We start from the raw sequence: 11,792 nt of genomic DNA, 5'->3' as shown, positions 1-11,792 counted from the left end.
TATGTGGTCGAGCGCACGTTCGCTTCGCTCAATGCGTTCCGACGGGTGGCGGTGCGATATGACCATTCTTTGGAGGCCTATGAGGCTTTTGTGACGCTGGCCATGATCCGGATCGCTCTCCGTAAACTCAAAAACCATCGTCGATCGTTATGAGACTGGTTCTGATCAACCATGGCGTTAGGGACGGTCTTTAGATAATAATATATCGCCGATACCTTGCAAGTTGGCTCGATAAATTTGCGAGAGAGCTCCCTGGGATATCCCCAACTGTTCCGCGATATCTTTCTGTTTCATTCCCAACCGATGGAGTCCTGCATCCGTTAACATCGCCTTCGCCTGGGAAATGGCGTTACTACGACCCTTGCGCTTCAAGTCCTGGGGGGACAACCGGTTGATCTCGCAGGCCCGTTGGACAAGCCTTTCCCACGTCCAGCCCTCCCGAAACAACCGTTCCGTTCCCGCCAGAGCTTCCTCGCTCGCCTTCAACACTTCGTTGACGAAATCGCCATCGCCCAATATTCGCTCATCTCCCCTCTGGTAGTCCTTGTTCCGGCGCATGGCCAGGAGCGCTTGCCATCCACCTGCGCTTCGGCGCAAACCTCCGCCCATTAAGTCCTCTCGCCGCCCCATTCCCCAACCCTCTTTCAGAAACTGTCGGTAGCCAGCGATTGAAGAAGATTCCCTTTTCCCAAACCGATTCAGAACCTCCCCCCTCTCCTGCCATTTAGCCTTCCGAGTGCCAACCAGAACCCCATGCCCGCTCCAGGGATATTGGTCCAATTTTTCCATGGTTTCCAGTAACTTTGCCCGCACGGGATTGAGGTGGATGTAGCGCACCAGCTCCATAAAATAAGCATCCTCCTGGCAAAGGATCGATTTGTAACGGTTTTGAAAGAGATAGCCATGCCGATGATGTCGATGATTGAACCCAACCGCGTAACCGGTCAGTAGCCGTCTCATCATGACGCTTAGGGGCGTTTTCCCTGTGCGTATCAAAAGGTGAACATGGTTGGGCATTAAGACCCAGGCGTAGCATCGACCCCCCGTCTTTTCAAGAGCAATCTCCAGTCGGTCCAGGAAGTCGATTCGGTCCTGATTGTCCAAAAATATCTTCCGCCGCTCAATGCCGCGGGTGATAACGTGATGGAGAACCCCGGGAACATCCAACCGCCGTTGTCGTGGCATAACACGATTTTAGGAGATCAGCGAATTTGCGTCAATATGTTATTAACTAAAGACCGTCCCCTATGCCTCCGGGAACATCTAACCGCCGTTGTCGTGGCATAACACGATTTTAGGAGATCAGCGAATTTGCGTCAATATGTTATTAACTAAAGACCGTCCCCTATGCCTACGTCCCCTATTGCTATTGATTGAATTTATAGCCGACGCCCTGGATGGCTTCGATCTTGCGTCCTTCCTTTCCTAGCTCAGCCCGGAGCCGGGCGATGGTCGTGTCGACCGTTCGGCTCGTGCCAAAAAATTGTTCTCCCCAAACGGTTTCGGTCAGAAAGTTTCGTGTCAACACGCGCCCGGCTTTTTTCATGAAGATGTAGAGCAGGTCGAATTCTTTCCTCCTCAGGTCCACTTCCCGGTCGCCGACGCAAACTTTTCGTTGGGCCGTATCGAGAACCAATTCCCCGGACCGAAGGATTTCCGTCGCGTCCCCCGCCCCGGTCCCGGCCTTCCGTAGGGCGGTGCGAACCCGGGCGATCAACTCCCGCGGCCGAAGGGCGCGTTTGGTGATGAAATCATTGGCGCCCATTTCCAAGCCCAACACGGTATCCGTCTCCCGCCCCCGGGCGGTCAACATAATGATGGGGATATGCTCGGTTTTCGGGTTAGCCCTCAAAGCCTTACAGACCTCGATACCATCTTTCCCCGGCAGGTTCCAATCCAGTAAAATCAGGTCCGGCACGGAAGCCGCCGCCATTTTCAGTGCTTTCACTCCGTCCTCGGCCACCGTCACCACGAAATTCTCCGGCTTCAAAACATCGTCAAGAAACCGGACAAAATCAGGTTCGTCGTCAACGATCAGGATCCTGGAGGAGGTCATACTTCCTCCGGGAGATATACCGTAAACCGGCTTCCCCGCCCGACTTCACTGTCGACCATCACTTTCCCCCCGTGAATCTCCACCAACCCTCTCGTGATGGGCAGACCCAGGCCTGTCCCTTTCTGCCCATGCACTTCTTCCCGGGCCTCCGCCACCTGCTCGAATCGGTTGAATATTCGCTCCATGTCCTTGGCCGCGATTCCGGGGCCTGTGTCGATCACAGCCAGGCTCACAAATTGGCCGTTTGGAAGACGAGGATCCACCGCAGATGTCACGCCTCCCCGGGCCGTGAGGGTCACACGCCCGCTCATAGGGGTGAATTTGAGGGCGTTACTGACGATGTTCGTTAATACCTGGGTGAGTTTGTCCGGATCGGCGTTAACGGCCAGACCGGGGTCCACTGATTCTTGCGCCAGGTGGATGGCCTTCTCCTGGGCTTTAGGCCCAAAGAGTTGGATCAGTTCGCTGAACATTTCTAAAACGTTGACCTTCTCCTTAACCACCTCCATCCCGCGGGCCTCAATTTTGGAGACGTCCAAAATATCGTTGACGAATTGGCGCAAACGGGTGGCGTTGTTTCGGACGATGTTGAGGTGGTCCATGGTATTGTGGGTGCGGGCGTTCCTTAAATCGTCGGTGATCAGGTTGACGTAGCTTTCGATGGCGCCCAGGGGAGACCGGAGTTCGTGGCTGACGTTGGACACGAAATCGTTTTTCATCTGATCCAGCTCCCCGAGTTTCTCTGCCATGTGGTTGAAATCCTGGGCGAGGCTCCCCAGCTCGTCTTTGCGCGGGAGTTGGATGCGGTGGTCCAGTCGGCCCTGTGAGATTTCGTGGGTGCCTTTTGCGATTCGCTGAATCGGCCGTGTCAGGCTTCTGGCAAGGACGAAGGCCCCAAGCATTCCAAGAAAGAGCGCTGCTCCGGTGACCACCGCGATGCGTTGTCCTGTCTCCTTTAAGGCCTCCCGAATGGTTTGGTCAAAGGCCCCCCGAGAAAAAAGGATCACCGCCCGGCCGGAGGGGCCTTCCCCCATGGCGATCTGCCGGACGAGCCGAAGGCTGTCCGGGGACACCGGGCCTTTCATGTCGTCGTTTTGGCCGATACGACCCATTTGGGAGTGAGCGAAAATTCGGTTTTTCCCGTCGGCGCAGAACGCCTCGGTGACCCCGAGGGATCGGCTCACGGATTCGGCGGCGTTAATGGCGGCCAGATCATCGTGCATGACAATGGCGTCGCGGCAGGATTGCGCGAAGTGCCGGATAAGGCCCTGGCGGGATTCTTCCATTTTCTCCAATAGAAGAACCCTCTCGCTCACGTACAGCGCTGTCCCCGTGGCCGCGATCACCAAGGTCAGCAAGGATCCGATCAAGAGACTTATGCGCGCGCGTATGGTCATGTTGTCCAATGTCCTTCTTCACGGGAAACCCTATCATTCCGAATCTCCGAGCCCTCTGCCGCCATTCCGGAAGAAGCCGGCCTCCGTCGATTAAATCAGGCTTTCATCCATGGCCGTCACCTTCCGCCAGGAATCAATTCCCCAAGGGCTTCTTTCCAATGTTTTTTAATTCTTCTTCAACGCGTTCCAGGGCGCGGCGGGTGGTTTTATCGTCGGCCACCGCATCCAGGGAACTTTGGAAGAGGTCGCGGGCCCGCACCAGGTCGCCCCCTTTATAGGCCGCGAGACCCTGGATGTATAGTTCCGAGGCCTGCGAGAGGCGTTCCTTTTTCAATTCCGCTTCCATAGACGAGATTCTCCGATCGCTGTCTTTGTAGGGGGCTCCGCCTTCTTGAACAGCTCGAAAAAGAGTCAGGGCGGCCTCCGTGTCCCCATGGCCCTGGGCCGCCAGGCCCTGGGCATACAGGCCTTCCCTGCATTGGGCGATGGAGGCTTTCACCGAAGGGCTGTCTCCGCCCAAAACTTGAACCCGGCGCCACTGTTCCAGGGCGGTCAGCCATTCTCCCCGAACCATTTTTTCACGCGCTTGACGGAGGTTGTCCCCTCGTTCCCTCTGACGAACTCGATCCACTTGTTCTTTGACCCGCTTCACCCGGTCGGCGGTAGCGATTTCTTCTGATTTCGCCAACCACGCTTTGGCCTCCGCGTGATCGGGTTCAATCACCAACAGTTTGCGGAAGAAGTCCACCGCCCGTTCGTAATCTCCTTTCGAGTAAGCGAAAAAACCAAGGTTAAAAAGCGTTTCGGGATCAATGCTTTCGGAAAACCGGCCCTTCACTTCCCGGTCCAACTCCCGCGCGGCATGAAGGCCGGGCGAAAGCACGAGGAGCTCATCGATCGTTTCCCGCGCCTTCACGAGTTTCCCCTCGGCGACCTGAGCCCGGGCCTCCGCCAGGAGTTCACGTTGTCGGATTTCTTCCGGTTGTTCTCCGCCGAACGCCACGCCAATGTCAAATCGGTTCGAATCCCCCAGCGATCCGTGGGGAATGAAGGCGTAGTTTAATTTAAACGACCCCATCTCCACGCCGGCGCCCAGAACCAGGGCCCCATCGGAAAAGGTCAAGGTCTCCGCTCCCGCGCGGAATCCTCCGCGAAGGGCCACGCGAACGCCTTCTTTGACCCGGAGAGAATATTCCAACCCGCCGTGGGGACTGAGTCGGTCGTCAAAGGGGGCTTCCAGTTCCGCCGCCAAAAGCAAGGCGTCCTGGCGCGGACGGGTTTTCCTGGAAAAAACGGTATAACCCATCCCTGCCCGGACAACGCCCGCCAGCTTCACCGTTCGATCCCCGATCCGCAACGGGGTTCCGATGTTGGCGACGCTGACGCCCCAAGTGGCCCGGCCGCGAAACCATCGCCCCAGCACTCCCCCGTCCAGGGCGAAGGTGCTGGCGGACTCCTGAAATGTTCGCTGTTGAATAATTTTGGCCGTGGCGCCCACTGAGAGTTCCCGCCAGGGCGTGGCAAAAGAAAATCCCACGACACTCTCCAGGGGGTGGGCTCTCCCCAAAGATTGCTCTTCTTCCACCACATCGAAGGCGGGTGTCGCCAACGTCGTTAGGCTCAATCCAAGGGTCCGACGCTCCCCTGCCCACCACACCGGCAAGGCGTAACCCAGGAAGTCGTGGGTCTGGTTCAAATAAGAGTCGGAATGAGTGAACAAAATTTCCTGGCGAGGCATTCGGTTGAGCCCCGCCGGGTTCCAGACCAAAGAGCTGGGATCGTCGGCTATCCCGCTATAAGCGTCCCCCAATCCCGCCGCCCGGACGCCCGCCCCCATTTTCAAAATGGCCGGGCCCCTGGACCCGCGATCGCCTCCGGAAAACAGAGCCGCCGCCGGCGCTGCCACGAACAGGAAAACCGCGGCCCAAAGAACCCTCATCATGTAGAAATTTCTATTGGACAAGAACGTTCCTTCGTTCAACGCGGCCATTGATTTCAACGATGAGAGAGTAAGCGCCCGGGGCGATTAATTCGCCACCCAAGGTGGTTCCGTCCCATTCCAAGGTGAGGAGGCCCGCTGGGGCGTCTTCGTTCATCAATTCCCGGACCTCCCGCCCTTGCGTATCAAAAATTCGGGCCCGCACGCGGGCTGGTGCGGGGAGGCGGCAATCGAAGGCTGCTTTTTTGCCGCGGCGCGCACGGTTGGTCACCACCGTCATACGGGTTTCGGTCACGGTCAACGATAGGAATTGCTGAACGACACGGCTTTCCCGTCCGAAACTGTTCCGGAACTTCACGCTCACGATTTTTGGACCTTGATCCGGTGTCAAGACCAGGTCGTACGTCGTCTGATAGGCGATCCACCGGCCTTTAAGGTCCGCGGTAATATTCCCGTTGAACATCATTTCAGTTGGATTTCCGTCCACGTGAAGGGCGGCATGAACCCGCCGGGAGTCAATGTCCCGAGGCTGTAATTGCAGGGTCGGATTGTTCAGAGGACGAAACCCGTAGAAAATGTAAAAAGTATTGAGAATCGAGCCGACGTAGAAATCAGGGTCATAACCGTAAAGACACAGGTCTGAAACGCCGTCTCCGTTAATATCTCCCGGCATGAACAAACCACCGATCGTGTGGGATGAACCCACCACGAAGGTGGGGGTTGAGGGGAAGGGAGAGCCCATGGCAACGGCGTCGGAAGTGAGGGTACCGCCGATCGTAGAGGAAAAACTCCCCGCATAATCCCCGAAGCGGTCCTTCTTGTCATCGCCGTCAAAATCCCCAAATCCGCTCCTTCCCCCAAAATAATAAAGAGGGGTCGTTACAACCGAATTCGAAGACCCGGGCTTCAGATCAAGGACACCGCTATAGCCCGCCACCTCAAGACCGTTTATCAATAAGTCATTGTAATAGTTATATCGAAGAATGAGATCCGCCTTATGATCTCCGGTGAAATCGGCGCTCGCGAAACAGTTATATCTAAAATAATTGTCTGCCCCCCAAATGCGGACATTCGCCGGGGTCGAGCCGAAATCCCATTGGCTTGGCAATGAAGTGGATCCCCAGACCACGTCGATTTCTCCCGCATCTGTCCGTCCACCGGGATCGGCAAGTTGAAAAGAGAGGATGATGTCGTTGATGTTGTCCCCGTTGATGTCCGCCACCTGGGCCGGAATATTATATTCCGCGATTGAACCCGTCGGACGGGTGAAAGTCACACTTGGCATCGCAACATTTAAGTCGATCACCGACGATGGAAAAACTCCTCTTCCATAAAAGACATAAGCCTTCGTTCCATTATCCAAAGCAGAGACGATATCGGCCATAGAGTCCCCGTTGACATCGCCCACGGCCAACGAAGGGGTGCAACCGTATAAGGCTCTTTTTCCGACAATCCTCAGGTCAGGGGTATCGATATTGGGCGGAAACGCGCCGCGCCCCCAAAACACTTGAATTTCAGAATCCCTGGCCGAGTTGTTTGGCAGGGGGGTGCTTTTCATCAGGATAAAATCGTCCTTTTTATCTCCATTTAAGTCCGCGACTTTCCAGTCAATGATCGACGGCGCATTGATTCGCGTGTCGATTAAACTTTTGAGGAGCGCCGTGGATCCCAGCCCCTGCTGAAAATCTAAGAGAAGAACTACTTTGCCTGACGATGGGAACAGGAAGGCGAGGTCTTTCCGTCCGTCTCCGTCAAAATCCCCCGCCAGGGCACCGTTCCCGTTCCCGAGGTCGCTCGTTTCATCATTATAAATGGTCACGTTCTGGTCTTTATTGTTGATGAAATAGGTCGCCGAATGTCCTCGGACAGGAAAAGCCGCTAAGAAGCCCCACCCTCCCAGGCTAAAAAGAAACCTATGAACGGCGTTCACGTCAGATCCCCCCCCCATTCTATATACTCGGTTTAGTATATCCCCGATACCGGTTTCTGCAAGGTTTTTCGTTGGGAATATGTTCCTCAAAAGTACAACGCGCGCCTACCCAAAAGACAATGGGCTGTATCCCAACCCGCTCGACCGGCGTTGTAAACAAACCGGACCGAAACATCGACCGAAACCAGGAGAAACACCAGGAAAATCACTGAAGCGCCAGGCGATCGATTCTATCCTCGCCGAGCATAGATATTATTGCCCGCTCGATAATTTTTAAATACTATGGGTCTCCCATGGGCTCCTCCGTTTTGGCTGATGTTTTTCGCAAATTTCTCAAGGCGTGCGCGAACCCTTGGGGAAAAATCCAACTGATGGCGGGACACCGCCTTCCTCCCGCATTGACCCCGGTTAGCGCTGATCGACGCTATGAAATGTTCACTCTCCGGAACAAAGACTATGTGACGGCCGACGTGCAGGACCGGATCCGAAACACGCGGGTTTTGGTGGCCGGTTGCGGCCTGGGAAGCACCTTCGCAGAATCGGCTGTTCGGCTGGGGTTTGAGAAGTTCATCCTGGTGGACGGCGACACCGTGGCTCCCCACAACCTCAACCGCCAAACCTACGAGGCCGTTGACGTGAACCAACCGAAAGTGGAGGCCCTGGCCCGGCGTCTTCGGGCCATCAACCCGGACGTTGAGATCAACGCCGTCCACGCCTATTTGGACGAGAAAAACACCGCGGAGCTGGTGGGCCGGGCGGACATCGTTTTCGACACGGTGGACTTTCTGGACCTCCCGGCCATCGTTCGCCTCCATGACGAAAGCCGCCGGCAAGGCAAACCCATCGTCACCGCCCTGGCCGCGGGCTGGGGAGCCATCGCTTACTATTTCGCCCCCCATCAGGAAGTCTCCTGCCGGGAGCTATTCGGCCTTCCGGCGGAGGGATCCGTCAGCCAGCTGAGCTACTTGGACGTGTTTAAGGAATTCCTCAGGGGCATCAAAGACAAACTGGACCCCTCGGTGCTCTATGCGGTGAGCAAAGCGCTGACGATCATGGTGGACGGCAAACCCTGCCCGGCGTCCCAAGTCGCTCCCGGCGCTTTCGCGGTGGGATCCCTGGCGGGTGCCATCGTTTACCGCATCGTCGCCGGCCTCCCCGTCAAACAGGCTCCTGAAATGATCTACGTCAACCTCTTCGACCAAATCGCCGGCCAAAAATCGTTTGAACAGTAAAAGGCATAAAGAATCGGGACGACGAAGGGGGAGCGGGTTACTGGACCAATAGGTTCTTTCGCAAGACCTCGCCGCCCACCTCGGCCACAAGGATATAAACGCCGGGGGAGACCCTCTGGCCCCCGATGGAGGAACCGTCCCATTCCACGGTCATCAGGCCAGCGGGGACGTCTTGATTGATCAATTCCCTCACCTCCCGCCCCTGGTTGTCGTAAATTCGGGCCCGCACGCGGGTCGGGGCGGCGAAGCGGAAATCGAAGATGGCCTTTTTGCCGTTGCCGACGCGGTTGGTAATAACAGTCAACCTGGTCTCGGTCACGGTTAAAGACAGGGATTGTTGAACGACGTCGCTTTCCCGACGAAAACGGTTGCGAAATTTAACGCTGACAGTTTTTGGGCCCTGATCGGGCGTGAGGGCCAGGTCGTAGGTGGTCTGGAAGGGAATCCATTTATTTTTATCGTCAACGATGTCGCCGGAGAAGAACATTTCCGCCGGGTCCCCCTCTGAATGGAGGGTCACGTGCAACCGACGGGAATCTTCGTCACGGGGGTTTAATTGCATCGTCGGATTTTTTAAGGGACGATAACCGTAGAAAACGAAGAACGTGTTGGAATAGGCGCCAACATAATATTTAGGGTCATATCCGTAAAGGAGTAGGTCAGAAATTCCATCGCCGTTAATGTCCCCCGGCATGATGACTCGCGAGATGGCCAGCAGAGAATTCACTGTTAAGGTTGCGGTCCCTGGCAGGGGCGGGCCCAAAGAGTCCGCGTCAGAGGTGAGAAAACCGCCAATCGTCGTGATGTAAGGTGTTTGTAAATCCCCGACCATGTCCATCCTTTGATCCCCATCAAAATCGCCGTAAGCGGGTGGTTGCATGCGCAGAAGCAAGGATGTTGCCACCGAATTAGCAGACCCAGGCCGCAGATCGAGCGTCCCGCTTTTTCCAGCAACCGCAGCGCCATCCAAGAAATACCTGGCGGAGACCGTTGTAATAATGCCGGGCACTTTTTCTTCAATGATGAGGTCCGCCCGATGATCTCCATTGGAATCCCCCGCCATGGAACAAGAATAAAAACGGGAGGTATGATCGCCCCAAAGGCTCAAATTTGGCGGCGTGGTACCGAGATTCCATTGGCTCGGCAAGGAAACGGAGCCCCAGATTATGTCAATTTCACCCACATTCGCTCGCCCTCCGGGGGAAGTTCTCGGTGAGAGGATGACATCGCTTTTATTATCTCCATTGATGTCCGCCGAAAAGACGCAGGGTGAAGGTTCGTACGGTGAGGAAAAGGTCACGAAGGAAAACGTCACGTCGGGCGTTGAAACATTTACGTCGATCAACGATGAGGGGAAAATCCCCTTCCCGTAAAATACATAGGCCGTTCCACTCTCCAAAGAGGTGACAATATCGGGAAAAGAGTCGCCGTTGATATCGCCGACCGCCATGGAAGGAGTAAAACCAAAAATGGTTCTCTTTCCCACTATCCTCAGATCCGGGGCATCGATGGTCGGTGGAAACACGCTTCGACCCCATACCACCTGAATTTCGCAATCGGTGGCGGAGTTGCTGGATACGAAGGTTCGATTCAATGTAATTAAGTCATCTTTATGGTCGCCATTAATGTCGGCCACAAGGAAATCGAAACCCAAGACACTAATACGAGTGTTGATTAGACCTTTCAGGAAAGCCGCACTTCCCCACCCGGCTTGCCCATTTAATAGAAGAAATAATTTTCCGTAATGAGTATGGAGCCCCAAATCCCGTCGCCCGTCCCCGTCGAAATCCCCCGCCAGCCCTTTATAATCACTGTTGTCATAGGTTTCGTCATTGAAAATGGTGGCGTTCTGATCGCCGTTGTCAATCGATAAAACGGTGGAGGATCCCAAGACAGGGAAAGCCAATGAAATAGCTATTCCCCCCACAATGTTCGACCAACGAAGGTTTATCATCTTAACGCCCCTTTATTCGACGACACCTTTAGTATAGACGAAATAAGTCGTATTGCAAGGGATTTGAAGGGTCAAACGTCCCTGAAAAGTGTAACACAGATGTAACCAAGATTTGATGGGCGTGTATCCTCAACCCGCTAGACTGGTGTTGTAGGCAAACCGGACCGGAGCACCGGCCGAAACTAGGAGGAACGCCATGAAAAACACGCCGAAACCCCAGACCATCGAATCCATTCTCGCCGACTCGAATGTGGCCCAGGACTTTTCTCCGACATCGACCGACTCCAACCCCGACCGTCGCTATGAAATGTTCACTCTCCGGAACAAAGACTATGTGACGGCCGACGTGCAGGACCGGATCCGGAACACGCGGGTTTTAGTGGCCGGTTGCGGCCTGGGAAGCACCTTCGCAGAATCGGCTGTTCGGCTGGGGTTTGAGAAGTTCATCCTGGTGGACGGCGACACCGTGGCTCCCACAACCTCAACCGCCAAACCTACGAGGCCGTTGACGTGAACCAACCGAAAGTGGAGGCCCTGGCCCGGCGTCTTCGGGCCATCAACCCGGACGTTGAGATCAACGCCGTCCACGCCTATTTGGACGAGAAAAACACCGCGGAGCTGGTGGGCCGGGCGGACATCGTTTTCGACACGGTGGACTTTCTGGACCTCCCGGCCATCGTTCGCCTCCATGACGAAAGCCGCCGGCAAGGCAAACCCATCGTCACCGCCCTGGCCGCGGGCTGGGGAGCCATCGCTTACTATTTCGCCCCAGATCAGGAAGTCTCCTGCCGGGAGCTATTCGGCCTTCCGGCGGAGGGATCCGTCAGCCACCTGAGCTACTTGGACGTGTTTAAGGAATTCCTCATGGGCATCAAAGACAAACTGGACCCCTCGGTGCTCTATGCGGTGAGCAAAGCGCTGACGATCATGGCGGACGGCAAACCCTGCCCGGCGTCCCAAGTCGCTCCCGGCGCTTTCGCGGTGGGATCCCTGGCGGGTGCCATCGTTTACCGCATCGTCGCCGGCCTCCCCGTCAAACAGGCCCCTGAAATGATCTACGTCAACCTCTTCGACCAAATCGCCAACAAAATGGCCTGCGCGTAAAAAGGGCAAACCCATCGTGCCCGCCCGGGCCGCGATCTTCAGAACCTCAAAGAACGGGCGCTTCTTACGCGGGGGAAGTGTGTCTCTTTAGTGTTCCGAAGCGATTTTTGTGGTTGCCCGATTTTTCGGGCGGTCTTCCATTAGAAGAACTCGCCCCGGAAAACGGTGGCCCCATCCATG

General features: G+C 55.8%; 10 protein-coding genes. 4 read left to right on the top strand and 6 right to left on the bottom strand.

What is annotated here, in order from left to right; translation table 11 throughout:
- The first annotated feature begins 3 nt into the window (after positions 1–3).
- Positions 4–153, top strand: a complete 150-nt coding sequence (locus IPP35_09615; protein MBL0059348.1) for a transposase — start codon at positions 4–6, stop codon at positions 151–153.
- 24 nt (positions 154–177) lie between these two features.
- Here the strand turns inward: IPP35_09615 and IPP35_09610 are convergent, their stop codons facing one another.
- From IPP35_09610 to IPP35_09590, 5 genes are all read right to left on the bottom strand, one after another.
- Positions 178–1,185: a transposase gene (locus IPP35_09610; GenBank protein ID MBL0059347.1), complete on the bottom strand. Its 1,008-nt coding sequence runs from the start codon at positions 1,183–1,185 to the stop codon at positions 178–180.
- Between the two features lie 181 nt (positions 1,186–1,366).
- On the bottom strand, positions 1,367–2,056 hold the full coding sequence (locus IPP35_09605; GenBank protein ID MBL0059346.1) for a response regulator transcription factor: 690 nt from the start codon (positions 2,054–2,056) through the stop codon (positions 1,367–1,369).
- Complete coding sequence (locus IPP35_09600) at positions 2,053–3,453, bottom strand: HAMP domain-containing histidine kinase (GenBank protein MBL0059345.1); 1,401 nt, start codon at positions 3,451–3,453, stop codon at positions 2,053–2,055. Before IPP35_09600 ends, IPP35_09605 begins: the two co-directional genes overlap by 4 nt.
- A 133-nt stretch (positions 3,454–3,586) precedes the next feature.
- A complete protein-coding gene (locus IPP35_09595) occupies positions 3,587–5,416 on the bottom strand; it encodes a PorV/PorQ family protein (GenBank protein ID MBL0059344.1) in 1,830 nt (609 codons plus the stop codon).
- On the bottom strand, positions 5,406–7,322 hold the full coding sequence (locus IPP35_09590) for a hypothetical protein (GenBank protein ID MBL0059343.1): 1,917 nt from the start codon (positions 7,320–7,322) through the stop codon (positions 5,406–5,408). The genes IPP35_09595 and IPP35_09590 overlap by 11 nt, the downstream gene beginning before the upstream one ends.
- 371 nt (positions 7,323–7,693) lie before the next feature.
- On the opposite strand from IPP35_09590, the gene IPP35_09585 reads away from it, so the two are divergent.
- Positions 7,694–8,554: a ThiF family adenylyltransferase gene (locus IPP35_09585; protein MBL0059342.1), complete on the top strand. Its 861-nt coding sequence runs from the start codon at positions 7,694–7,696 to the stop codon at positions 8,552–8,554.
- Positions 8,555–8,591: 37 nt separating this feature from the next.
- Here the strand turns inward: IPP35_09585 and IPP35_09580 are convergent, their stop codons facing one another.
- Entirely contained in the window at positions 8,592–10,508 is a 1,917-nt protein-coding gene (locus tag IPP35_09580; GenBank protein MBL0059341.1) for a hypothetical protein, read from the bottom strand.
- Between the two features lie 196 nt (positions 10,509–10,704).
- On the opposite strand from IPP35_09580, the gene IPP35_09575 reads away from it, so the two are divergent.
- Together IPP35_09575 and IPP35_09570 are read left to right on the top strand one after the other, a co-directional pair.
- Complete coding sequence (locus IPP35_09575; GenBank protein ID MBL0059340.1) at positions 10,705–11,022, top strand: ThiF family adenylyltransferase; 318 nt, start codon at positions 10,705–10,707, stop codon at positions 11,020–11,022.
- Positions 11,019–11,612, top strand: coding sequence for a ThiF family adenylyltransferase (locus IPP35_09570; protein MBL0059339.1), 594 nt, complete (start codon positions 11,019–11,021; stop codon positions 11,610–11,612). Before IPP35_09575 ends, IPP35_09570 begins: the two co-directional genes overlap by 4 nt.
- Positions 11,613–11,792: the final 180 nt, after the last annotated feature.

Source organism: Elusimicrobiota bacterium (genome assembly GCA_016721625.1).
In the GTDB taxonomy this organism is placed as follows: Bacteria; Elusimicrobiota; Elusimicrobia; order FEN-1173; family FEN-1173; genus JADKHR01.
The sequence above is the reverse complement of the archived record's forward strand: the minus strand, read 5'-3'. Positions and strand labels throughout refer to the sequence as shown.

Bases quoted from the DNA above. Each gene is read 5' to 3' on its own strand.
- IPP35_09580 (MBL0059341.1), bottom strand. From the start codon at position 10,508: ATGATAAACCTTCGTTGGTCGAACATTGTGGGGGGAATAGCTATTTCA.
- IPP35_09575 (MBL0059340.1), top strand. From the start codon at position 10,705: ATGAAAAACACGCCGAAACCCCAGACCATCGAATCCATTCTCGCCGAC.
- IPP35_09610 (MBL0059347.1), bottom strand. From the start codon at position 1,185: ATGCCACGACAACGGCGGTTGGATGTTCCCGGGGTTCTCCATCACGTT.
- IPP35_09600 (MBL0059345.1), bottom strand. From the start codon at position 3,453: ATGACCATACGCGCGCGCATAAGTCTCTTGATCGGATCCTTGCTGACC.
- IPP35_09605 (MBL0059346.1), bottom strand. From the start codon at position 2,056: ATGACCTCCTCCAGGATCCTGATCGTTGACGACGAACCTGATTTTGTC.
- IPP35_09585 (MBL0059342.1), top strand. From the start codon at position 7,694: ATGGCGGGACACCGCCTTCCTCCCGCATTGACCCCGGTTAGCGCTGAT.